We start from the raw sequence: 22,737 nt of genomic DNA, 5'->3' as shown, positions 1-22,737 counted from the left end.
CAATTCAATTTACTTGAATTGGGCTTTACTTATGTTAAGTTCAAAATTTAAAACTTCATTTTCTGAATTCTTACAGCATTTAATATCGCCAGTAAGGCAACTCCAACATCGGCAAAAACGGCTTCCCACATTGTTGCCAATCCGCCTGCACCTAAAATCAGCACAAAAGCCTTTACAACAAAAGCGAGCGTAATATTCTGCCAGACAATTTTTTTAGTTTGTTTTCCAATATTAATTGCCATTGCTATTTTACTTGGTTTGTCGTCTTGAATTACAACATCGGCAGTTTCGATTGCGGCATCGCTTCCTAAACCTCCCATTGCAATTCCTACCGTGCTTAAGGCAATAACAGGCGCATCGTTTACACCATCACCAACAAATGCAACGGTTTCGTTTTTAGCTTTGATCTCGTTTACTTTATCAACTTTATCTTCTGGAAGTAAATCTCCAAAAGCATTTGTAATACCAAGTTTATCAGCTACAAATTGAACTACATTCGTTTTATCACCGCTTAACATGGTCACTTTTACACCTAATGCTTTTAGTTTTGTAACTGTTTCTTGAGCATCTTTTTTAATTTCATCTGCAATGGTCAAGTAACCCGCAAATTTTCTGTCGTATGCAATAGCTATTGTCGTGTAAACGACTGAACTTGGATCTATGTTATATGGTATGTTAAATTTATCTAAGAGTTTAAAATTACCAACATGTAATTCCTTTCCGTTAAAAAGTGCTTTTAATCCGTGTCCTGAAATTTCCTCAACATTTTTCAATTCAATCGATGAATCAATTTGTCCCACATAGTTATGAATTGCAGTTGCAACAGGATGCGTACTATGGCTTTCTAAAACATTTACCAGATTCAGAATTTCTTTTTTATCAAAATCAGGATTAATAATTACTTCCTGAACTTTAAAAACACCTTCTGTCATTGTTCCAGTTTTATCCATTACAACATTCTGAATCGTCGAAATACTGTCTAGATAATTACTGCCTTTAAACAAGATTCCATTTTTACTTGCAGCTCCAATTCCGCCAAAATAACCGAGCGGAATACTAATCACTAACGCACACGGACAAGAAATAACCAAGAAAACTAACGCGCGGTAGAGCCAATCATTAAAAATATAATGATCTACAAAAAGCGCTGGCAGTACACAAATTGCTATTGCAAGATAAACTACGATTGGAGTATAAATTTTGGCAAATTTTCTAATAAACAATTCTGCAGGTGCTTTTTTTGTTACAGCTGTCTGAACCAATTCTAGAATTTTAGACAATTTACTATCGCTGTATGCAGTTGTAACCTTTACTTGAACAATTGTATTCTCGTTTATCATTCCCGCAAGAACTGTTTCGCCTTTCTTTTTAGTATCTGGTTTGCTTTCTCCTGTTAAAGCAGCCGTATTAAAAGAAGCTGTATCTGATAATAACTCTCCATCTAATCCCAGTTTTTCTCCCGCTTTAAGCTGGATAACTGATCCAATTTTTACGTCAAAAGCTTTAACTTTTACAGCAATATTATTTTCAAAAATGGTAACCTCATCTGGACGTGAATCTAATAGACTTTTAATATTCGATTTTGCTTTACTGACTGCCATACCTTGAAATGTTTCTCCAATGGTATAAAACAGCATAACGGCAACACCTTCAGGATATTCTCCAATTGCAAATGCGCCAATTGTAGCGATACACATTAAAAAAAACTCCGAAAAAACATCTCCTTTTATAATGCTTTCGTAGGCTTCTCTCAAAACAGGAAAACCTACCGGAAGATAAGCGGCAACATACCAAGCAATTCTTACGTAACCTGAAAACCAAGTTTGAGGAAAATAGTTATCAAAACCAATTCCTATAAGTAATAAAACAAAGGATATGATGGCTGGCAGGAACATTTTAAACAAACTTCCTTCGCTGTTATGTTCATGATCATGTCCATGATCGTGCCCGTCATTATCCGAATGTACAGGTTCATCATGTGAACAGCTGCAGGATGGTTTTGCTTTATTTTTTGTGCTTTTTATTTCTTTATCTTGATGTATCATTATAGTGTTTCAGGTTTAAAGTTTCAGGTTTAAGTTTCTCTGAAACTTCGTTAAAATAATGTCCTAAATTTAATCATTTTGCAGCAATTACTCTTAAGTAAAATGTTTTTAATCTCGCAAAGTAGCAGAGATTATTTCACATCAGATTTTTTAAAAAAACTTTGCGCCTTAATCCCGACAGCTATCGGGATCATGGCAAATTACCTAATGACTATGTTCTCCTCCGCCTTTCATGGCAGACAGTAAATAGAAAGCTCCTTTGGTCACAATTTTGGCTCCTGGTTCAATGGCACCAACAAACTTAATTTCTGTAAAACCCAAATCTGTTGTGCCTGGAACTACTTCAACCGCTTTAAAATGAACTTCTTTCTCGTGAGCTTCTTCTTTTTCACCTGCTGCATGTTCGTGTTTTTCTTCGGCATGAGTTTCTTCCTGCACAAAAACAAAGTATTTATCGGCGTTTCGAACTACAGCATCTTTTGGCAAAGCCGGAACAGTTGCATTAACAATATTAATATTTGCCGAAACATACATTCCCGGAATCAATCCTTTTGCGTCGGCTGGATCAATTTTGGCATGAACAGCAACGGTTTTACTTTCGTTAGAAAATGATTTATTGATTCCGAAAATCTTTCCTTTAATGGATTTATTCGATTGATTTGTTAACACAAAATCGATAACCTGACCAATTGAAATTGAACCTAGATCTTTCTCGTAAACATTTAAATCTAAATGCATTTGACTATTGTCTACTACTTCAAACAAAGAAACTCCGGTTTGTGCAAAAGCACCTTTGGCAATATTAATTTTCCCAACATAACCATTTATAGGAGCAACAATTGGTACTAAAGGTGAACTTCCTTTTGTAGAAACATGTAAAGCATCTAATTTGCTTTTTGCTGCTTGTGCACGGGCTCTTTCGGCTGCTAATTTGGCTTTTACTTCCTGAAATGTTTTTCTTGGATTTACGTTTTCGTCGCTCAATGTTTTCTGACGATTGTATTCTAACTGCAGATATTCGATATTGGCTGTTGCCGAATGATATTCTTCCTGCATTTCGATAACTTCAAGATTTTGAATGGTTGCCAAAACTTTTCCTTTATTGACAAATGTTCCTTCTAAAACATAAATATCTTTTACGGTTCCTCCAATTAAGGTCGAAACCTCAGCAGAATTTTGAGGAGGAACTGTAGTATATCCATTTGCTTTGATAACCTTATTCAGGTTTCTATCTTCTACAAATCCTGTTTCAATGCCTACCGTTTTATATTGCGATTCTGTTAATGCGACTTCTGTTTGTGATTTTTCTTCTTCTTTTATTTCTTCTGCCTTTTTTGGATTACATGAGATTAATATTCCGCTATAAACTATAAGCAGTAAGCTGTAAGCAATTTTTCTTTGCGAACTTTGCGTTAAAATCGTCGCGAACTTTGCGGTTAAAGAATTATATATTTTTTTCATTTTAATTGTTTTTGATGGTTGGAAATTGGAGTTCGACAGCACTTTGATTAAAACTGTGTGTTGCTTCTGCAAGTTGTTTTTTAATATCAATTGCCTGATTTAAAAAACTTATGTAAGACCAGTAACTCAAATCGCCGTTTGCATAACTTTTTTGTGCAGTTTCGATAATTTGATTGGCGTATTGCAAACCTTCATTTTGATAGTAATCCAGATTCTTCTGTTGTTTTTTGAAGTTGTTTTGTAATTCTTCTTTTTGCAGGTTCAATATAATTTTGTTTTTATCTAATGCCAATTGCGACTGCGAAATACTGATTTCCGCGGCTTTTGCTTTTGCTGTATTTACGCCTCCAAATATCGGAATCTGAAGCCCTGCGGTAAAACCCTGAAATAAAGACACTTTATCAATCGTTTGGGCAAAATACCCTAAACCTACCTTAGGTGTTCTCATGGCTTTAAATGTTTTAGCTTCTTTTTGAAAAACCGAAATCTCCTGTTGATACAGATCTGTCATTATAGTTTCAGCCTTTGAATCCTGATTTTCTACAAAAGGATACTTTAGCGAAGTCGACTCATCTGGCAGTATATTTTCATTGGTTTGAACAAAAAACTGAAGCTGCTTTTGATAAATTGCCATATCATAAACCAATTGCTCTTTTTGAGTTTCAATTTCCTTTACTTTCGCTTTGGCGCTTATTACCTCAATATTACCGCTTTCTCCAGTTTTAAAGCGAAGCTCAGCATTTTTTAGAAATTTGGTATAAATCTCATTTAGCTCAGAATTTAACTTCTGAATCGAAATTCCGTATAAATACTGATAATAAGCCAGTGTCACTGCTTTTTCAATTTCATAAGACGATAAAGCTTTACGTTTTTCTGCCAATTTTGCCAATTCTTCCTGCAATTGTCTGTTCGCTTTTGTAATATTTCCTAATGGAAAAAATTGCTGCACCGAAACATTATGATCATAATCTGCACTATTAAACTGTCCGCCTTGGTATTGCACCTGAAGCGGATCTGGCTGAAAGGCAGTTTTTTGTAAAGTCTTTTGCTTTTCTATTTCCTTATCAGCAATTTTTAAATCAATATTGTTTGATTTGGCAAGCTCAATTGCTTTTTCTAAAGATATTTTAGTTTGTGCTGATGTCAGTGTGGTTATCAGTAAAAATGTGATTAACCACAACGTTTTACTCGCCAATAGAAACGCACTTAACCGCGATCCCGATAGCCATCGGGAGCAAAGCTTTTTCAATCTGGTTTTATATATTGAATTTTTCATTTTTTTTATTTTTTACCTCTCGCAGATTTGGCAGATTGAACAGCTTTTTTTTGATTCTTTTAATTAATCCGCCAATCTGTATAATCTGAGAGAGAAATTATTTTCTAAACACAGTAACAAATTATCTAATTATCAAATTTTCTCATTTCCTAATTATCTCTGCGTTTAAGTCTCTCTAACATTAAATACAAAATAGGCAAAACGATTAAGGTCAATAAAGTTGCAGAGAACAACCCGCCTATTACAACTGTTGCCAAAGGTTTTTGTACCTCTGCCCCGCCGCTTGTTGATAATGCCATTGGTAAAAACCCTAATGAAGCTACTGCTGCTGTCATTAAAACCGGACGTAATCTGGTTTTTGTTCCAATTAAGATTCTTTGCAGCGGATCTAAAATTCCTTCTGTTTTTAATTGGTTAAAGTACGAGATCAAAACAATTCCGTTAAGAACCGCAATTCCGAACAAAGCGATAAACCCAATTCCAGCCGAAATACTAAACGGCATTCCACGCAGCGAAAGAGCAAATACACCTCCAATAGCCGATAAAGGAATAGCCGTAAAGATTAAAAGTGCTTGTTTGTAACTTTTGAATGTGAAATAAAGCAGTATTAAAATTAAACTTAAAGCAATAGGCAATGCGATCGAAAGTCTTTTTGTTGCTTCAACCAAATTTTCAAATTGTCCGCCATAGGTTACATAATAACCTGCAGGAAGTTTGAAATTTTTATCAAGCTTTTGCTGAATCTCTTCTACAACCGTTTTAATATCACGCCCGCGCACATTTAATCCAACTGTAATTCTGCGTTTTCCATCTTCACGAACTACTTGAACAGGTCCTTGCTCGTAATCGACTGTCGCAACTTGTGAAAGCGGCACCTGCTGCCCATTTGGAAGCGGAATAAACAAATTACTTACATCAGTAATATCACCACGATTATCTTCATCCATTCGAACCACAACATCAAATCGTTTGCTTTCGTCGTAGATTTTTCCAGCGCTTTCTCCTGCAAACGATGAGCGAATAATTTGATTAATATCTGAAATATTCAATCCGTATAAAGCGATTTTGTTGTAATCGTATTTAATCGTTATTTGCGGTAAACCAGTCACCTTATCCGCTTTTAAATCGCCAATACCTTCAATGCTTTTAATCTTCGAAATTAACTCGGCAGCTTTTGAATCTAAAATTTCCAAATCGTCTCCAAAAATCTTGATCGCAATATCACTTCTGCTTCCAGTCATTAATTCGTTAAAACGCATTTGAATTGGTTGTGAAATCTCAATATTAGCTCCCGGAATTACTTCCATCTCTTCTTTCATGGCATTTGCCAGTTCTTCCCAATTGTGATACTTGCCTTTCCATTCCTTTTTATCTTTCAAAACAATAATCAAATCACCGCTTTCTATCGGCATTGGATCTGTTGGAATTTCACCACTTCCTATTTTGGTTACTATTGTTTTTATCTCAGGAAATTTAGCTTTTAGAATCTGCTCGTATTTAGTGGTAGTTTCAACCATCTGCGTAAGCGAACTTCCTGTCATAATTGTAGCATTAATAGCCAAATCGCCTTCTTCGATTGTAGGGATAAATTCTCCTCCCATATTCTGAAAAACAATAACGCCTAATACAAATAATCCTAAAGAAGCTCCTAAAACTACTTTTTTAAACTGAAGTGCTTTGCTTAAAAATGGTGTGTATAAATTCTCGAACCAACGCATCATTCTATCACTAAAGTTTTCTTTATGTTCTGTTTTTTTCGAAAGAAATAAAGCACTCATCATAGGAACATAGGTAAGCGAAAGTATAAATGCTCCAATAACTGCAAAACCAACTGTCATTGCCATTGGTTTGAACATTTTTCCTTCGGTGCCCACTAAAGCCAGAATTGGTAAATACACAATTAAAATTATGATTTCACCAAAAGCAGCACTATTTCTAATTTTTGATGCCGAATTGTAAATTTCAGTGTCCATTTCTTCCTGCGAAAGTTCTTTTTTACGTTTGAGTTTTTGTAAATGATGCATAGAAGCTTCAACAATAATCACGGCACCATCAACAATAATCCCAAAATCGATTGCTCCTAAACTCATTAAATTGCCGCTTACGCCAAAGGCATTCATCAAAATAATGGCAAAAAGCATCGCGAGTGGAATTACAGAGGCGACGATTAATCCTGCACGTAGATTTCCCAGAAATAAAATCAGTACAAAAATGACGATTAAAGCTCCTTCTAATAAATTTTTTGTAACGGTTCCTATGGCGTTATCTACTAATTTTCCACGATCGATAAAAGCTTCGGCAACAACACCTTCCGGCAGACTTTTATTAATTTGGATCATTCTTTCTTTAACACGATCAACAACTGCGCTGGAATTTTCTCCTTTCAACATCAAAACCATTCCTGACACGATTTCGCCTTTACCATCTTTAGTTGATGCTCCGTAACGCAACGCTACGCCTTCGCGTACCTGCGCTACGTCGCGTACTAAAACAGGAGAACCGTTTCGGTTTTTAACCACTACATTTCCAAGGTCTTTAATTCCTTTAGCCATTCCGACGCCACGAATAAAGAATGCGTATTGATCTTTTTCAATATAAGCACCGCCGGTATTTTGATTGTTTTTTTCTAAGGCATCAAAAATCTCGGTAATTGTTACACCAAGACTGTTTAATGTATTTGGGTTTACTGCAATTTCATATTGTTTTAATTTTCCGCCCCAAGTACTTACATCGGCTACGCCTTTAATTCCTTGTAATTGCGGAATAATAATCCAATCTTGAATGGTTCGTAATTTTACGGCATCATATTTCTTTTCATATCCTTTTTTGGCATAAACATCATATTGATAAATTTCACCTAAACCTGTAGAAATTGGTGCCAATTCTGGTGAACCTGCATATTCTGGAATATTTTCTTCGGCTTGTTTTAAACGTTGAAATATTTGTTCCCTAGCCCAATAAATATCGACATCGTCTTCAAAAACGACGGTTACTACTGATAATCCAAAACGGGAAATACTGCGAAGTTCTATGATATCCGGCACTGTTTTTACAGCCTGCTCTAACGGATATGTAATTAATTGTTCGACCTCTTGACTTGCCAAAGTAGGTGCGGTTGTAATAATTTGAACCTGATTATTGGTTACGTCCGGCAAGGCATCAAGTGGTAATTTTTTAAGCGAATAGCTTCCCCAAGCTATCAAAACAAGGGTAAATAGTAGTATAACGAATTTGTTTCGTATACTAAACTGAATGATTTTATCTAGCATTTGAAATATTTAATGACATGAGAAAATAGACAAAAAATTGTCCTATAATTTTGTGGAAAGCCCACAATTCTCTGACCCAAATACTTTAGTTCTAAATTTTAAAACTAAACAATCGGGCTATCATTATGCTATTTGAGGCGGCTGCCAAATACTTCCATAAAAACTAGAAGCAAATACAGAAATGTAATTTGGTAAAGAAGTTGAAATAATGGTGTGAGCAGCAGGAAAATCATAACTCACAGAATATTGAAAGCTTAAAATTTGTGCCCCGCAACAATTACAAGTGCAAAACGGAGAACATAAATCAGTGTCTTTGTCATGAGAATGATTGGCTTCTGATGAAAACTGAGCTGTTTTATGCATAGCACTATCGACTTCCATATCTGCACAGGGCATATTTGAAAGTACAGTCAAGTAAATTGATAATACTATTGTAATCCATTTCATGACTGTAAAAATAATACTTTATCTCTTTATTTGAAACAAATTATTTTCTAATCCTGTTTTTTAATTGCATTTTCTAAAAAAAATAGTACAAGTCAAAAGAAAATTTATTTAACTTTAACACTAATTAACATAATATTATATATTCAAAATTTCAATCTTTTACATCCTAAATATCTAAAAAACAAAATCGTACATACATCTCAGTTTAAGAATACATTAGTTCTATTTTATTTTGCGCAGTTTTATTAATTAACAAATACCACAATCAATGAAATGCAACACAGTAATATCAGCCTTTTTATTATTCTTTAGTGTACAAATTTTCGGCCAGGTTTATACCGATAAAATCGTAGGACAAAAAAATCAACAACTGAAAGACAGTCTAAAAGTAGAAGAATACCCATACGCACTTCCTATATGGGGCGAAAAAGTTGCTCAAAAAGGTTATAAATTACCTTACTCAGCGGGATTATCAATAAATTATTTTTGGCAGGACTCTCAAATTGACATCAGCGAATTGAATGTTGGTTTCAATAATGGGCCGCAATACAACTTAGATGAAATTGTACGTTTTGATAAATCATCTGTCGAAGCCGGCGCACTTACAATACGACCTGATATTTGGTTATTACCGTTTTTAAATATTTATGGAATATTTGGTAAAGCAAATACTGCTACAAAAATTAATGCCGGTATATGGATTCCAGATGCCGATAATAATTGGTCGCAAGTTGCTTCTTTCAGTACTAAAGCCAATTTTAATGCAACAACATTTGGTTTTGGTATGACACCTACAATTGGTATTGGCGGAGGCTGGCTTGCATTAGACATGAACATGGCTTGGACAGATATCAGCTCTTTAGATAAACCTGCTTTTTCTTATGTTTTTGGACCTAGATTAGGTAAAACTTTTAAGTTTCATAAGGAAGATCAAAATATCGCTTTATGGGTAGGAGGTTTCAGAGTTCATATTGCTGGTGATACTAACGGAAATATTGCAATGTCTGATATTTTTGATTTAACTACTGCACAAGGTAAAGTTGATGATGGTTTAGAAAAAGTAGCCGAAAACCAAACTAAAGTTGATACTTGGTGGAATGGTTTAACTCCTGCGCAACAAGCTAATCCTATAAATGCGGCAAAGCATAATACCGCAAACCGAGCTTTAGAAAGAGCAGGAACTTTTTTAACTAATCTTGATGGTGCCTTGAGTACTGCTGGAAATTCTTCTGTTCAGTACTCATTACAAAAAGCTCCAAAAGATATGTGGAATTTTATTATTGGAACTCAGTTTCAATATAATAAACACATTATGTTTAGGGCAGAATGCGGATTTCTAGGAAGTCGTACACAGGTTTTAGGCGGACTGCAATATCGTTTTGGACTTTAAACCCAATTATATGAAAAAAGGTTTGCTATTGCTCGCTGCATTATTAAGTATGTCACAAGCGAAGTCTCAGGTGCTGATTTCCCTAATTTTTGGAGACAAACTAAATTCTCCTTTTTTAGAATTTGGATTAGAAGGCGGTATAAATCTTTCGACAATTTCTGATCTGGATAGCTCTGGAAGTAATCCTGGTTTTAATCTTGGTTTTTACTTTGATCTTAGATCGAAGCAAAATCCAGCTTGGATGATTAATACGGGAGTAATTGTTAAATCTCCTATGGGAGCACGCCATATTCCTATGTATTCTTTAAACGATGCGAATTTAGATAATACTTTTGCCGGGGGAACTGTAAATCGTGAGATTCGATATTTTAATGTTCCTATTTTAATCAAGTACCAATTCAAAAATAGAATTTATCTCAAGACCGGACCGCAATTTGGTTTGTTAGCCAAAGCTTTTGATGAATTTTCTAAAGATGTAAACAAAGATGATGTAGTTTACAAAAAGAACATCAGAGACCAAATACGGGTTATTGATGCAGGAGTTGCTCTAGGTGCTGGATACCATATGAATGTGGGCAATGGATTGAATCTAACGGTTCAATATTATTATGGGCTGGTTCCTGTAATGAAAGGCGACGGCCCAAATGTATACAACAGGTCTTTATACATAACTGCTGGTTTGCCTATTGGAAAAGGAAAAGCTGCTCAAAGAAGAGCTGAAAAAGATGCTGAAATGAACAAAGTTATTCTTCCTGAAGATGAAATGCCTAAAAAGTAATTTGTATTAATTAAATAAAAAACAAAAAAAATCCAAATTTCAAAGTTTATGAAATTTGGATTTTTTTATAGAATTTTAAAAGATATTATCTGCTCCACTCAGCGATACTGTCTTTGTTCATTTTTACGTAATCTTGGTTGTTTGCAGCCTCAGCAGCAGCCAATGAAACTTTAGCCGTTTCAACAGCACCTTTTTTATCTCCTTGTTTTGCCTGAATTAATGATTTCAATCTAGAAACATAGTATGGTTTTTCAGTACTCATATCAAGAGCTTTATCAATGTAAGTTCTTGCAGTTTCGATGTTTCCATTTGATTGAAACAAATATTGTGCAGCAGCAAAATAGTCATTCCAAGTTGGTCCAGCCAATGTTTTTTCGATACTTGCAGTAGCAATTTTTGCAGTAGGAACTTCAAATTTTAAAGCAACGTGCGAGTTTTCCCAAGCCATTTCTAAGTAACCAAAGTTAGGATCTAAACCATTAATTCCAATTGTAAAAGTTTCTACCGGTGTTGGCAGTGCGTTCTCTTTTACTGTTGTTCTTAATGCGACATAAGCATCACTCCAATTTTCTGGCAATCCCCAATTGTCTGTAGAAAGGTAAAAAATAACTTCCCAGCTTTCGATTTTAGGAATAGTATAAATTGCATACTTCCCTTTTTTCAAAGTTTTTCCGTCAATTACAACATCATCACTAAAATTAATAATTGTATTTTCGTTTGCTCCTGTTCTCCATAACTTTCCAAACGGAACTAAATTACCAAAAACTGCTCTGCCTCTCGCACCTGGACGCGAGTAAGTAACCTCAACATCTGTTAACCCAACTGTTTGTTTAATATAAGCTTTTGGACTCGCTTGTGGTGTTTTCACCTGAGCTTCAGACGCAAAAGGAGCCATTATTATAGCTAATGCAATAAGTAGTTTTTTCATTATTAAGAGTTTTTTTTGTTTGTTCAAATTTACAAATTCAATTACCGAACAAATGTTAAAATTTACATAATTCAAGGTTGAAGAGTTGCTATTTTTTTGGCGTTTAATTCGTTGAAATTATTAATGATTAAATCCGCTTCATCTAAGTCCTGCATGTTCGAATGAAGACTGTTATATCCTACACAAAAAATCCCAGCACTTTTAGCCGCTTTTACACCATTTGTACTGTCTTCAATAATAATGCAATTGTCTTTTGGCGCTATTGATAAGGAAGCTGCGTGAATAAAAATCGCAGGATTTGGTTTTGACTGCGGAAAATCTTCGCCACTCACAATATGAGAAAAATACTGGTGTAGATTAAATCTGGTAAAAACTCTTTCTATTGTAACCTTTGATGCTGAAGAAGCTAAAATTAGTTGAATTCCGTTTGCGTGTAAATCCTTAATTAAATCCTCAACACCTTCAAGCAAATACAAATCTTTCTTTGTATCAAAAGCATCATTAAAAATACTTCTTTTTCGCTGAATCAAATCTTCAACTTCATGCACTATCGAAGGAAAATGTCCTTTTAGGGTTTGAAATGTATTTCGAGTCGAAAATCCAGTAAATGAGGTATACATCTCCTCAGAAACTTCGATATTTAATTCTGAAAACTGCTTGTAATAAGCATAACGATGAACGGGTTCTGTATCGACAATTACGCCGTCCATATCAAAAATTACTGTTTTAATCATTTTTTTTAGGTTCTGAGATTCTTAGTCACTAAGGTTCTAAGGTTACTCTTTTTGTGTATATTTTTTCTAACGCTAAAAACTAAAACCCAAAGCTTTCTATCAAGACCTCAGTCCCTTAGAATCTTAGCATCTTAGCACCTTATTTTTTAAGTAAATAACGAATTACAGTTTCAGCGGCATGAAGTCCAAACAAACCAGGCATGTAGCTGTTAGTTCCGTAAAAAGATTTTTTAAAATTTTTCCCGTCTGTCAATTTTAAGCTGTTTTCATCTTGAATTTCAGATGAAAAAACCACTTTTAATTTATTGATTTTTACGGTTTTTAATCGCTTACGAATTGCTTTTGAAAAATAACAGTTAATAGTTTTAGAAATATCAGCCACTTTTACTTTAGAAGCCAGCATCTTTCCTCCTGCTCCCATACTGCTGATGATTTTTACTCTTTTACGTTTTGCTGCAATAATCAAATTTAATTTCGGCGTTATACTGTCAATACAATCCAAAACATAATCAAACTCAGAAGAAACGATTTCAAAAGCACGCTCTGGCGATAAAAATTCCTGAACACGAGTTAATTTCAATTCGGGATTAATATCCATCAAACGATCACCTACAATAGTAATTTTAGGCTGACCAACTGTTGAGTGCAAAGCGGGTAATTGTCTGTTAATATTAGTAATATCTACAACATCGCCATCTACAATTGTCATATTTCCTACTCCTGCTCTAGCCAAAAATTCAGCAGCAAATGATCCTACTCCGCCTAAACCCACTACTAAAACATTTGCTTTTTTTAGATTTTCTAATCCTTCTTTTGTAAATAAAAGCTCAGCTCTTTCCGTCCACTCTGCCATATATTTTCTTTTGTTGTTTTTGTTTGTTTTAAATTTTATTTCAAGTCTCAGATTTCAAGTTTCACTGCTGTCAGGCTGAGTGAAGTCATTTTATTACTCCTATTATTACTCCTTACTTCTCGAATACCTCTTTATAATTTCTTTCAATAATTTCTTTCAATTCTCTAAGTGTACTATTTTTATATATTGCTGCCAAATCGTAAACCTGCTGAATACCTTCTTCGATTGTATCTGTTTCTAAAAAGAATCGATCGTTTGGAATATTTAGAAAGACCTCTTTCAAACTCGGATTCTGAAATAAATATTTCCCAAATGAAATATAAAATCCTGCTGTAATAAGCTGTTCGGCAACTTGATTATTTTTAGAAAAACCGTGAACAATCATTGGAACTGAAATTTTCATTTTCTTTTTGATTGCAATAATTTCCTGAAATGCAGCAACACAATGAATAACAACTGGTTTTTGGTATTTCTCCGCTAAAATCAATTGTTTTTCAAAAACCTGAATTTGAAGTTCAAGCGGAATTTCAACACGTTTATCCAAACCACATTCTCCAAGTGCTAAACAATTTTTGGTCTGCAGTTTTTCTTCAATAATTCTCAAATCATTTTCTAAACGATCTTCTTTAATATACCAAGGATGAATTCCAATTGAATAATAAGGAATTGATGCATCAAACTCCTGCGGATATTGATTTACCAATTCTAAAATATCAGATTGATTCGTAAATTGATGTGTATGAAAATTAAAAAAGTCCATTAATGAAATGTTTTTACACCAGCTTTAATTTCTATTTTTAAATCATTTTCTAACGGAACAATTGGGCAGGAATACTTATGGTTGTAAGCACAATACGGATTGTAAGCTTGATTAAAATCGATTGCAATTGTATTTCCTTTTGGAATTTTTAGATCAATATATCTTCCGCCTATATAACTTTCTTTCCCGCAGGTTAAATCTGAAAAAGGAAGAAACAAATGATCTTTATATTTTTCTTGTTTAGACAATTCAATATTTCTATACACATTCAACTGCATTTCAATACCATCAATTGTAAAATAAATAGTTCCGTATTTTACATATTTTGGCGTTCTGGTTCCTGTGGTTTTCATTTCAAAAACCTTTTCATTTTCTGCTTTTTCAAATCTAGCATTAACAAAATACTTTTCATTAATGGGATAAAAATCCAATGCTTTAAACGTTTTTAAATCTTCTGCCATCAACGGACTTGTCTTAGCATCAGCATATTCTGAGTTAATTTGCTTCTGAAATTTTTCGGTATCAACACTCTTAAATTTCTTTTGGCCGAAACCAAAACTAAAAGTTAAAAGCAAGCTTAGGATAATATAGTTTTTCATCGTAGAAATTTAGTGCAAAAATAGTTTAAAAGTAACAAAATGACAACGGCAGAACGTGACAAAGTTTTCTAACTTTGCTGCAAATTTTAATCATCGCAATGCTCAAAACTGCTTTTAGTCACTATATAAACAACTTTAAAGGATTTTCTAGAGAAATCTGGATACTTACAATTATCACTTTTATCAATCGTGCCGGAACAATGGTACTTCCTTTTTTGTCTAAATATTTAAAAGAGGATCTTCATTTTACCTATAATCAAGTTGGCTGGATTATGGTTGCATTTGGTTTAGGCTCAATGCTTGGTTCTTGGCTTGGCGGTAAATTATCTGATAAAATTGGATTTTATAAAATCATGATTTTTAGTTTGTTTACTACAGGAATTTCAATGTTTCTCGTACAATTTGTAACCACTTTTTGGGGCTTGTGTATTGCGATGTTTGTTTTAATGACCATTGCTGATATGTTTCGACCTGCAATGTTTGTATCTCTGGGAGCATATGCAAAGCCCGAAAATAGAACTCGCGCATTAACACTGGTTCGTCTTGCTGTAAATTTAGGTTTTGCTGCCGGACCTGCACTTGGCGGTTTAATAATTATGGGAATAGGCTATTCTGGACTGTTTTGGGTTGATGGTGCCTCTTGTATTATTTCGATATTAATTTTTGCATTATTAGTTAAGGAAAAGAAAAAAGTCGATCATGGTGACAAAACTGAAAGTGGAGCTGACGTAAAATCGGTATTTCATGATGGAATATTCTGGGTTTTCTTATTTGTAAGTTTCATAACGGCTATGATTTTCTTTCAGCTTTTTACAACGCTTCCATTATATCATAATGAAAAATTTGGCTTAAGCGAACTTCAAACTGGTCTTTTAATGACTTTAAATGGTCTTTTGATTTTTGCTTTAGAAATGCCGACGGTTGGTTTTATGGAAAGACGAGGATTTCCTAAAATTAAAATAATAATTCTAGGCTCCTTTGTAATGGCTTCGAGCTTCTTTCTTTTATTAATTAATTTTTGGGCTGGAATGTTAGTAATCAGCATGATCTGTATTTCAATTGGCGAAATCTTAACCTTTCCGTTCTCAAATGCGTTTGCCTTAAGCCGTGCTCCCCGAGGGCAAGAAGGGCGTTATATGGCACTTTATACCATGAGTTTTAGTCTCGCACATATTGTGAGTTCTAAAGTAGGTTTTGAAATTATTTCTGATTTTGGCTATCAAATAAACTGGTTGTTCATGGCTAGTATTGGAATAATTGCAACTCTTTGCTGCCTTTGGATTAAAAAAACGTTACTGCAAGAAAAAAACAAATAAATCCTCTATTTAAAATTAAATCATTAAAATTCAATTCATTAACTTTGAACTTGAATAACTTTTCTATGCCTTTTATTCTCAAACAACGTCTTTTTTAGTTAAATAACTAGTTTTATAGTTGCGTAACTAAAAAAATAGTTATAGCTTTGAATTAAAATTAAAGACATGCAAAAGTTAACCAACAAAGAAGAAGAGATAATGCAAATTTTATGGAAGTTGAAAAAAGCTTTTGTAAAAGAAATTCAGGCAGAAATAACTGAAGACCAACCGCATTACAATACACTTTCGACAATTGTTCGAAACTTGGAAGAAAAGGGTTTTGTGGCACATAATGCATTTGGAAACACACATCAATATTATCCAGCTGTAACTCTCGAAGCTTACAGTAAGAAATATATGAAAACGGCAATTGACAACTATTTCAACAGTTCCTATAAAAATATGGTTTCGTTTTTTGCTAAAGAAGAGAAAATCTCTGCAGCTGAATTACGCGAAATATTAGCTATGATCGAAACTCCAAAAGAAGAAAAATAATCGTTATGGAAGCACTTTTCATTTATATTGCAAAATCTACAGGTTTAGTCGTTTTATTTTACAGTGCTTATCAAGTGCTGCTGCGAAAAGAAACATTTTTCAACAGCAACAGATGGTTTTTATTGGCTGGTTTGATAACGTCTGTAATTTTACCTTTAGTAGTTTATACCAAAATTGTATGGATTAATCCTTCTCCATCGTTTAATGTAAACTATTCGCAGCTTGAGCCGGCACAAATTACCAAAGAAACTTTTGAACTTAATTGGAACTATATCTTAATAGCGGTTTATGCTATCGTTTTTTTGGCATTGATCGCAAAATTTGCTTTTGATTTTTATAGTTTAAACACGATTTTAAAAGGCCGAAAAGTAAAACAACAAGCCGATTTTAAGTTCATTGATGTTGCCGAAAACATAGCCCCTTTCTCCTACTTTGACTACATCGTATACAATTCATCAATGTATAATGAACAAGAATTAGAAAATATCATTGAACATGAGAAAGTACACAGCGAACAAAATCATACTATCGATGTTTTAATTACTCGTATTTTTTGTATTATCTTTTGGTTTAACCCAATAATGTGGCTTTATAAAAAAGCAATAGTACAAAACTTAGAGTTTATTGCTGATAAGGAAGCTGCTAAAAAATTATCTGACAAAAAAGCCTATCAATACACGCTTTTAAAAATAACAACGCACGAAACCTGCGTTGCAATCACCAATCATTTTTATCAATCATTAATCAAAAAACGAATCGTTATGTTAAACAAAAATCAATCAAAAAAACGAAATTCTTGGAAGTACTACACTGTAATTCCAGCTCTTGCCGCTTTTGTATTCTTATTTCAAATTGAAGTAATTGCAAAAGAAAAACAACTGGTCTTAAAAGGAGTTTCTGAGAAAAAAGAATCAGAGGACATCTACAAAATCAAGAAAAATTCTACTGATAAAGAATTAAACGAAATCAAAGAAAACCTAAAGAAAAAACACAATATTGATTTCGAAACTTCTGAAATAAGAAGAAATGCAGAGAATGACTTAACTTCAATTAAAATTGATATTAAAAACGGAACTCAGCAAGTACAATCTATTCAAACAAAAGGCGATCAACCTATTAAGAGTTTCGGAATAGTTGTTACGACAGATAAAGAAGGCAGTAAAAAAGTTGGTATTCAAACTTCTGATGAAACCAACGATTCTAAAACTGACAAAAAAGCAAAATTTGTAAGCAGCACAAAAACAATAACTAAATCAAATACTAATGATAGCAATAATTCTGATGTTAGTGCAAAAACTGACACTAATATTAATACAAATATTAGCACTACTGTAACGACAGATTCTGATAATAATATTACAACAAAAGTAATTACGACAGATGGAAATTCTTCTTCAATAATGATCTCAAATTCTACGAGAAGTAATATGAAAAAAGGCAATCAATTAGTAGTTGTAAATGGAACTGTAATGTCAAGCGACTACAACCTTGAAGAGCTTAAACCAAATGAGATTAAAACTATTGTTATATCTAAAGGAACTCAAGCAAAAGTTAAATATGGTGACAGCGGATCGAATGGTGTAATTGAGATTGAAACAAATAAATAATCTAAAAATGCAAAAGTTAACCAACAAAGAAGAGGAAATTATGCATATTTTATGGAAGCTTAAAAAAGCTTTTGTAAAAGAAATTCAGGCAGAAATCACTGAAGATCAACCGCATTATAACACACTTTCGACTATTGTTCGCAATCTTGAAGAAAAAGGCTTTGTGGCACACAATGCATTTGGAAACACGCATCAATATTATCCTGCAATTAGTTTAGAAGCTTACAGCAAAAAGTACATGAATACTGCGATTGACAACTATTTTAATAGTTCATACAAAAATATGGTTTCCTTTTTTGCCAAAGAAGAGAAAATCTCTGCAGATGAATTACGCGAAATCTTAGCTATGATCGAAACTCCAAAAGAAGAAAAATAATCGATATGGAAGCACTTTTTATTTTTATTACAAAATCAAGCGGTTTATTAGTACTGTTTTATTGTGCTTATTTCTTTTTACTTCGTAAAGAAACTTTTTTCAATAGTAACAGATGGTTTTTATTAGCTGGATTATTTACCTCTATTGCTTTGCCATTTTTGGTGTACACCAAAATCGTTTGGGTCGATCCGGCGCCAATAATTGAAAACTTTAATTATACTCGAAGCTATTATCCGCCGACTATCGAAAAAGAATCTTTTGAAATTAACTGGAATTATGTTGCAATTGCCGTTTATGCTCTTGGATTTCTGGCTTTAATTATAAAATTCGGAATGGATTTTTATAGTTTAAATTCCGTTTTAAAAGGCAAAAAAGTACAACAACAAGCTGATTTTAAATTTATAGATGTAAATGAAAACATTGCTCCTTTCTCCTATTTTGATTATATCGTATACAACTCATCAATGTATACAGATGCTGAATTAGAGAATATTATTGAGCATGAAAAAGTGCACAGCGATCAAAATCACACAATGGATGTTTTGATTTCTAGAGTATTTTGTGTGCTGTTTTGGTTTAATCCAATTATCTGGCTGTACAAAAAAGCAATTCTGCAAAATCTCGAGTTTATTGCCGACAGTGAAGCTGCCAAAAAAATTTCAGACAAAAAAGCGTATCAATACACGCTTTTAAAAATCACGACGCATGAAAGCTGTGTCGCAATCACCAATCATTTTTATCAATCATTAATCAAAAAACGAATTGTCATGTTAAACAAAAATCAATCAAAAAAATGGAATTATTGGAAGTATTATGCCATACTTCCTGCTCTTGTCGCTTTTGTGCTTTTATTCCAAATTAAAACAATAGCACAAGAAAAAGAACGAAAAGAAGCCCAAGAAATCACTTCAAAAACAGATCCTATTATTGTATTCAAAATCAAGAAAACAACAACTGATCAGGAACTAAAAGAAATGACCGCTAAACTTAAAAAAGAGCATGATATAAATGTTGTTGTTTCTAATGTTATTAGAAATTCTAATAATGAATTAACAGCAATTAAAATTGATATCGACAAAGGAACTGGAAAAGCACAAACTTTAGAGATTGAAGGCAATAATCCTATTAATGAAAGCGGCATTGTAATTACAACGAACAGCAATGGCTCCAAAAAAGCCGGCATTCTTACTGGTGAAGAAATTGACGAACCAATTACAACTGGAAGCCGTGTTGCAGCAATTAAGACATATAATCATGGAGATATGCCTGAACCCCCAGTTCCGCCAGCATCACCAATAACAGCGGCACTGCCAGCTCCTCCAATTCCTCCTATGGCACCTGAGTTACCTAAAAACTTAGAGCTTCCTGCTCCGCCAAATATGTCTAAAATGCCAAAAGCACCAATGCCTCCAAGAAATTTTGAGGATAAAGCTGCAGTGAAAAATTTCGAAAAAAAGATGGCGGAATTTGAAAGAAAAATGGAAGCTTTTCAGCCACAATTATCAGCTTACGAAAAACAAGTAGATGAAATTATGGCTAAACGTGAAGGCGGCTATGACAAAGAAATGGAAAAATTCGAACTTGCGATGGATAAATTTAATGTAGAAATGGACAAATATAGCGCTCAGATAAATGAGCAATTAGGAGGTGATTTTGAAAAAAAGATGGAGCAGTTTGAAAAAGAAATGAAAGTATACGAACAGAAGATGAAAGTGTACGAAAAAAACATTCAGAAATTTGAAAAAGAGAATAAACGTTCTTAATCTTAAATTTAAGAATACGTTACAAAAAAGACTTTGCCTGACCGCAAAGTCTTTTTTTTGTATCTTTGCGCAAAATTAACCTGCGATGTACAAAATTTTAGCCAAATTAAATAAAATACTCTTACCTAGTTTTACCAAACAAGGTTTAGATATTTCTAAAGCCAAAAAATGGCAAATGGCTATTATTGGTTACAGAGCTTTTATTACTAAACGTGCTTTAGAATAATTTTGTTTAGAATAAAAAATACATTTGAATCGGTATTTTATAAATCGAATTCAAAATAGCAGCATAACGTAAATGAACCGCAATGAGATAAAATTTGCGTTCACTTTACATGAATTTCTCCATGAAAAATAAAGAATTAAATATCCCTCCCGTTCCTGCCGTACTTTTAGCAATTCTAAGCGTTCAATGTGGTGCCGCAATTGCAAAAACTCTTTTTCCTGCTATTGGAGCAGCCGGAACAGCCTCTATCCGAATTGGTGTTTCGGCATTGATTTTACTTTTAGCATACAGACCTAATTTAAAGCAGATTAAACCTAACCAATGGAAAATTGTAGTACCTTATGGTTTGTGTTTAGGAGCCATGAACTTAACTTTTTATTTGGCTATTGAACGAATCCCAATTGGATTAGCCGTTACTTTAGAGTTTATTGGTCCGCTGTTACTTGCTATAATTGGCTCAAAACGCTTAATTGACTATTGCTGGGTATTATTGGCCGCAGCTGGAATTGTTTTAATAGCACCGTGGTCAAATGACTCCATAGATACAGTAGGAGTTTTGTTTGCACTTTTGGCTGCAGCGTTATGGGCGACTTACATTATTCTGGGCGGGAAAGTTTCAAAAATAATGCATGGCGGTCAAGCCGTTGCAACTGGTATGCTGTTTGCTTCGCTGCTAATTTTGCCATTTGGTTTTTATGAAAACGGATTACTTAACCTTACTCCTAAACTTTTTGGTTACGGTGTCGCCCTTGCCCTTTTATCAAGTGCAATTCCGTTTACTTTAGAGATGAAAGCACTAGGACAGCTTCCTCCCCGCACATTTAGCATTTTAATGAGTTTAGAACCGGCCGCCGCTGCAATTTGTGCGTTTCTATTTCTTCAAGAAAAACTAAACTTTTACGAGATCCTAGCAGTCGTTTGTGTCGTATCTGCCTCTGTCGGCGCTACATTAACAGCAAAACGATAAAAAAAAAGCCTTGCAAATACAAGGCTTTCATAAACGTAGGTATTGTTTTGGAGATTTTAAATTATTTCTTTGGCAATAATACTGTGTCAACAACATGAATTACCCCATTTGATTGATTGACGTCAGCAATTGTAACTTTAGATTTATTTCCGCTTTCGTCGCTTATATATAAATCTTTTCCTTTCATCCAAGCTGTCAGTGTTCCGCCATTTACTGCTTTTATAGTCGCTTTTCCTTTTCCTTCTTTTATTGCTTTTGCAATGTCTGATGCATTCCATTTTCCTGCAACAACGTGATAAGTCAGTATGTTTTGAAGCATTTTTTTATTCTCTGGTTTTAGTAATGTCTCAACCGTTCCTTTTGGCAGTTTATCAAAAGCTGCATTCGTTGGAGCAAAAACAGTAAATGGCCCTTTTCCTTGAAGTGTTTCTACTAAATCAGCAGCCTTTACAGCAGCAACCAATGTGGTATGATCTTTTGAATTAACGGCATTTTCAATAATATTTTTGTTTGGATACATTGCAGCACCGCCAACCATTACAGTTTTTTGAGCAAAAGATGTAAATCCTAACGCTAAAGTTAAAATTGCTGCAGCTAAAAATTTTCTAGTTTTCATAATTGATGTTTTAAGTTATATCTTCATTTACGGAGAACTATTTGTTTTGGTTTTTAAGAAATCTGAAATAATCTCAAATAATGCCGAAACATTCTCAAAATCGATTAAAAAACAAGCTTTTAGCCACCCAAAACTTTTTAATTATTTTTAAATACACGATGAGTTTTGTCTCTATTTTATTATTAACTTTAAAATCAAAACCAATTCATTATGAATAATCTACCTAAAAAAGTCAGAAGTAAAAAGTTAAACACAAGAGTTGATCTAACTGCAATGGTCAGCGTTTCGTTTTTGCTGATTATATTTTTTATGGTTGTTGGTGAATTGTCGAAGCCAAATGTTATGGATTTGAGTTTGCCTGATTATGATTGTGACGATTGCCTACCGGGTTGTGTTGACGAAACAAGGATTTACACCATTTTACTAGATAAAAATGATAGAATAGTAACCTATTCAGGTCTTTTATATTATCCATTGGAAAAACCAAAAGAAATAAATTATGGCAAGAATGGAATTCGTAAAGAATTATTAAAAAAAAACAGTAAAATTATAGAATATTCCACAGCACTTGGAAAACCAAAAAATGGCGCGATTGTAATTATAAAACCAAGTAAAAAATCTAATTTCAAAAATCTAGTAGACATTTTGGACGAAATGGCAATTGCAAAAATTGACACTTATGCGATAGTCAACGAATTTACCCCAGAAGAATCAAAATTATTAGCTTCAAAATAGCAGAAATCATTTTCATAAAAGTTCTCGACTCCGCTCATACTGACAAACATGAAACTT

The 22,737-nt window shown here is 33.7% G+C and carries 21 protein-coding genes; 10 read left to right on the top strand and 11 right to left on the bottom strand.

Features of this window, described 5'->3' with window-relative positions; all coding sequences use genetic code 11:
- Nucleotides 1–47: 47 nt before the first annotated feature.
- The 5 genes from ACHRVL_RS13930 to ACHRVL_RS13910 form a co-directional block, all read right to left on the bottom strand.
- A complete protein-coding gene (locus tag ACHRVL_RS13930; RefSeq protein WP_395413735.1) occupies nt 48–2,045 on the bottom strand; it encodes a heavy metal translocating P-type ATPase in 1,998 nt (665 codons plus the stop codon).
- 204 nt (nt 2,046–2,249) lie between these two features.
- Nucleotides 2,250–3,506 carry an efflux RND transporter periplasmic adaptor subunit gene (locus ACHRVL_RS13925; protein WP_395413732.1) on the bottom strand — a complete coding sequence of 419 codons (1,257 nt, stop codon included), beginning with the start codon at nt 3,504–3,506 and terminating at the stop codon, nt 2,250–2,252.
- 1 nt (nt 3,507) lies between these two features.
- Nucleotides 3,508–4,782 (bottom strand): TolC family protein, encoded by a 1,275-nt coding sequence (locus tag ACHRVL_RS13920; RefSeq protein ID WP_395413730.1) that lies wholly within the window; start codon nt 4,780–4,782, stop codon nt 3,508–3,510.
- 149 nt (nt 4,783–4,931) lie between these two features.
- The gene (locus tag ACHRVL_RS13915) at nt 4,932–8,051 is read right to left on the bottom strand and encodes an efflux RND transporter permease subunit (RefSeq protein ID WP_395413728.1); all 3,120 of its coding nucleotides are present in this window, start codon (nt 8,049–8,051) and stop codon (nt 4,932–4,934) included.
- Nucleotides 8,052–8,174: 123 nt separating this feature from the next.
- The gene (locus ACHRVL_RS13910) at nt 8,175–8,498 is read right to left on the bottom strand and encodes a DUF6660 family protein (RefSeq protein WP_395413726.1); all 324 of its coding nucleotides are present in this window, start codon (nt 8,496–8,498) and stop codon (nt 8,175–8,177) included.
- 268 nt (nt 8,499–8,766) lie between these two features.
- Between ACHRVL_RS13910 and ACHRVL_RS13905 the strand changes: the two genes are divergently transcribed.
- Nucleotides 8,767–9,888: a hypothetical protein gene (locus tag ACHRVL_RS13905; protein WP_395413724.1), complete on the top strand. Its 1,122-nt coding sequence runs from the start codon at nt 8,767–8,769 to the stop codon at nt 9,886–9,888.
- Nucleotides 9,889–9,898: 10 nt separating this feature from the next.
- Nucleotides 9,899–10,666 carry a porin family protein gene (locus ACHRVL_RS13900; RefSeq protein WP_395413722.1) on the top strand — a complete coding sequence of 256 codons (768 nt, stop codon included), beginning with the start codon at nt 9,899–9,901 and terminating at the stop codon, nt 10,664–10,666.
- A gap of 85 nt (nt 10,667–10,751) precedes the next feature.
- On the opposite strand, the gene ACHRVL_RS13895 is transcribed toward ACHRVL_RS13900, so the two are convergent.
- From ACHRVL_RS13895 to ACHRVL_RS13875, 5 genes are all read right to left on the bottom strand, one after another.
- Nucleotides 10,752–11,594, bottom strand: a complete 843-nt coding sequence (locus ACHRVL_RS13895) for a DUF2911 domain-containing protein (RefSeq protein ID WP_395413719.1) — start codon at nt 11,592–11,594, stop codon at nt 10,752–10,754.
- Between the two features lie 71 nt (nt 11,595–11,665).
- The gene (locus tag ACHRVL_RS13890; protein WP_395413717.1) at nt 11,666–12,328 is read right to left on the bottom strand and encodes an HAD family hydrolase; all 663 of its coding nucleotides are present in this window, start codon (nt 12,326–12,328) and stop codon (nt 11,666–11,668) included.
- A gap of 139 nt (nt 12,329–12,467) precedes the next feature.
- Nucleotides 12,468–13,181 carry a ThiF family adenylyltransferase gene (locus ACHRVL_RS13885; protein ID WP_395413714.1) on the bottom strand — a complete coding sequence of 238 codons (714 nt, stop codon included), beginning with the start codon at nt 13,179–13,181 and terminating at the stop codon, nt 12,468–12,470.
- A 112-nt stretch (nt 13,182–13,293) separates the two neighbouring features.
- A complete protein-coding gene (locus ACHRVL_RS13880) occupies nt 13,294–13,941 on the bottom strand; it encodes a TatD family hydrolase (protein WP_395413711.1) in 648 nt (215 codons plus the stop codon).
- A complete protein-coding gene (locus ACHRVL_RS13875; protein ID WP_395413708.1) occupies nt 13,941–14,540 on the bottom strand; it encodes a DUF1684 domain-containing protein in 600 nt (199 codons plus the stop codon). The genes ACHRVL_RS13880 and ACHRVL_RS13875 overlap by 1 nt, the downstream gene beginning before the upstream one ends.
- 98 nt (nt 14,541–14,638) lie before the next feature.
- Between ACHRVL_RS13875 and ACHRVL_RS13870 the strand changes: the two genes are divergently transcribed.
- From ACHRVL_RS13870 to ACHRVL_RS13840, 7 genes are all read left to right on the top strand, one after another.
- Nucleotides 14,639–15,856: an MDR family MFS transporter gene (locus tag ACHRVL_RS13870; protein WP_395413706.1), complete on the top strand. Its 1,218-nt coding sequence runs from the start codon at nt 14,639–14,641 to the stop codon at nt 15,854–15,856.
- Between the two features lie 165 nt (nt 15,857–16,021).
- Nucleotides 16,022–16,390 carry a BlaI/MecI/CopY family transcriptional regulator gene (locus tag ACHRVL_RS13865; protein WP_089055571.1) on the top strand — a complete coding sequence of 123 codons (369 nt, stop codon included), beginning with the start codon at nt 16,022–16,024 and terminating at the stop codon, nt 16,388–16,390.
- Nucleotides 16,391–16,395: 5 nt separating this feature from the next.
- Nucleotides 16,396–17,997, top strand: coding sequence for a M56 family metallopeptidase (locus ACHRVL_RS13860; protein ID WP_395413703.1), 1,602 nt, complete (start codon nt 16,396–16,398; stop codon nt 17,995–17,997).
- Nucleotides 17,998–18,004: 7 nt separating this feature from the next.
- The gene (locus ACHRVL_RS13855) at nt 18,005–18,373 is read left to right on the top strand and encodes a BlaI/MecI/CopY family transcriptional regulator (protein ID WP_089055572.1); all 369 of its coding nucleotides are present in this window, start codon (nt 18,005–18,007) and stop codon (nt 18,371–18,373) included.
- Nucleotides 18,374–18,378: 5 nt separating this feature from the next.
- Nucleotides 18,379–20,136 carry a M56 family metallopeptidase gene (locus tag ACHRVL_RS13850; protein WP_395413701.1) on the top strand — a complete coding sequence of 586 codons (1,758 nt, stop codon included), beginning with the start codon at nt 18,379–18,381 and terminating at the stop codon, nt 20,134–20,136.
- A gap of 85 nt (nt 20,137–20,221) precedes the next feature.
- Nucleotides 20,222–20,362: an SsrA-binding protein gene (locus ACHRVL_RS13845; protein ID WP_129056299.1), complete on the top strand. Its 141-nt coding sequence runs from the start codon at nt 20,222–20,224 to the stop codon at nt 20,360–20,362.
- A gap of 121 nt (nt 20,363–20,483) precedes the next feature.
- Nucleotides 20,484–21,329, top strand: a complete 846-nt coding sequence (locus ACHRVL_RS13840; RefSeq protein WP_395413698.1) for an EamA family transporter — start codon at nt 20,484–20,486, stop codon at nt 21,327–21,329.
- 61 nt (nt 21,330–21,390) lie between these two features.
- Here ACHRVL_RS13840 and ACHRVL_RS13835 read toward each other — a convergent pair whose 3' ends face one another.
- Nucleotides 21,391–21,945 (bottom strand): fasciclin domain-containing protein, encoded by a 555-nt coding sequence (locus ACHRVL_RS13835; RefSeq protein ID WP_089055576.1) that lies wholly within the window; start codon nt 21,943–21,945, stop codon nt 21,391–21,393.
- A 210-nt stretch (nt 21,946–22,155) separates the two neighbouring features.
- On the opposite strand from ACHRVL_RS13835, the gene ACHRVL_RS13830 reads away from it, so the two are divergent.
- Entirely contained in the window at nt 22,156–22,680 is a 525-nt protein-coding gene (locus tag ACHRVL_RS13830) for an ExbD/TolR family protein (protein ID WP_395413696.1), read from the top strand.
- The last annotated feature ends 57 nt before the right edge of the window (nt 22,681–22,737 follow it).

Source organism: Flavobacterium sp. FlaQc-28, from assembly GCF_044007415.1.
Classification (GTDB): domain Bacteria; phylum Bacteroidota; class Bacteroidia; order Flavobacteriales; family Flavobacteriaceae; genus Flavobacterium.
This window is presented reverse-complemented; position numbering and strand designations above follow the sequence as displayed.

Coding starts and splice junctions, on each gene's coding strand:
- ACHRVL_RS13845 (WP_129056299.1), top strand. CDS start 20,222: ATGTACAAAATTTTAGCCAAATTAAATAAAATACTCTTACCTAGTTTT.
- ACHRVL_RS13925 (WP_395413732.1), bottom strand. CDS start 3,506: ATGAAAAAAATATATAATTCTTTAACCGCAAAGTTCGCGACGATTTTA.
- ACHRVL_RS13870 (WP_395413706.1), top strand. CDS start 14,639: ATGCTCAAAACTGCTTTTAGTCACTATATAAACAACTTTAAAGGATTT.
- ACHRVL_RS13905 (WP_395413724.1), top strand. CDS start 8,767: ATGAAATGCAACACAGTAATATCAGCCTTTTTATTATTCTTTAGTGTA.
- ACHRVL_RS13920 (WP_395413730.1), bottom strand. CDS start 4,782: ATGAAAAATTCAATATATAAAACCAGATTGAAAAAGCTTTGCTCCCGA.
- ACHRVL_RS13850 (WP_395413701.1), top strand. CDS start 18,379: ATGGAAGCACTTTTTATTTTTATTACAAAATCAAGCGGTTTATTAGTA.
- ACHRVL_RS13930 (WP_395413735.1), bottom strand. CDS start 2,045: ATGATACATCAAGATAAAGAAATAAAAAGCACAAAAAATAAAGCAAAA.
- ACHRVL_RS13890 (WP_395413717.1), bottom strand. CDS start 12,328: ATGATTAAAACAGTAATTTTTGATATGGACGGCGTAATTGTCGATACA.
- ACHRVL_RS13900 (WP_395413722.1), top strand. CDS start 9,899: ATGAAAAAAGGTTTGCTATTGCTCGCTGCATTATTAAGTATGTCACAA.
- ACHRVL_RS13860 (WP_395413703.1), top strand. CDS start 16,396: ATGGAAGCACTTTTCATTTATATTGCAAAATCTACAGGTTTAGTCGTT.
- ACHRVL_RS13835 (WP_089055576.1), bottom strand. CDS start 21,945: ATGAAAACTAGAAAATTTTTAGCTGCAGCAATTTTAACTTTAGCGTTA.
- ACHRVL_RS13875 (WP_395413708.1), bottom strand. CDS start 14,540: ATGAAAAACTATATTATCCTAAGCTTGCTTTTAACTTTTAGTTTTGGT.
- ACHRVL_RS13885 (WP_395413714.1), bottom strand. CDS start 13,181: ATGGCAGAGTGGACGGAAAGAGCTGAGCTTTTATTTACAAAAGAAGGA.
- ACHRVL_RS13840 (WP_395413698.1), top strand. CDS start 20,484: ATGAAAAATAAAGAATTAAATATCCCTCCCGTTCCTGCCGTACTTTTA.
- ACHRVL_RS13855 (WP_089055572.1), top strand. CDS start 18,005: ATGCAAAAGTTAACCAACAAAGAAGAGGAAATTATGCATATTTTATGG.
- ACHRVL_RS13830 (WP_395413696.1), top strand. CDS start 22,156: ATGAATAATCTACCTAAAAAAGTCAGAAGTAAAAAGTTAAACACAAGA.
- ACHRVL_RS13910 (WP_395413726.1), bottom strand. CDS start 8,498: ATGAAATGGATTACAATAGTATTATCAATTTACTTGACTGTACTTTCA.
- ACHRVL_RS13865 (WP_089055571.1), top strand. CDS start 16,022: ATGCAAAAGTTAACCAACAAAGAAGAAGAGATAATGCAAATTTTATGG.
- ACHRVL_RS13895 (WP_395413719.1), bottom strand. CDS start 11,594: ATGAAAAAACTACTTATTGCATTAGCTATAATAATGGCTCCTTTTGCG.
- ACHRVL_RS13880 (WP_395413711.1), bottom strand. CDS start 13,941: ATGGACTTTTTTAATTTTCATACACATCAATTTACGAATCAATCTGAT.
- ACHRVL_RS13915 (WP_395413728.1), bottom strand. CDS start 8,051: ATGCTAGATAAAATCATTCAGTTTAGTATACGAAACAAATTCGTTATA.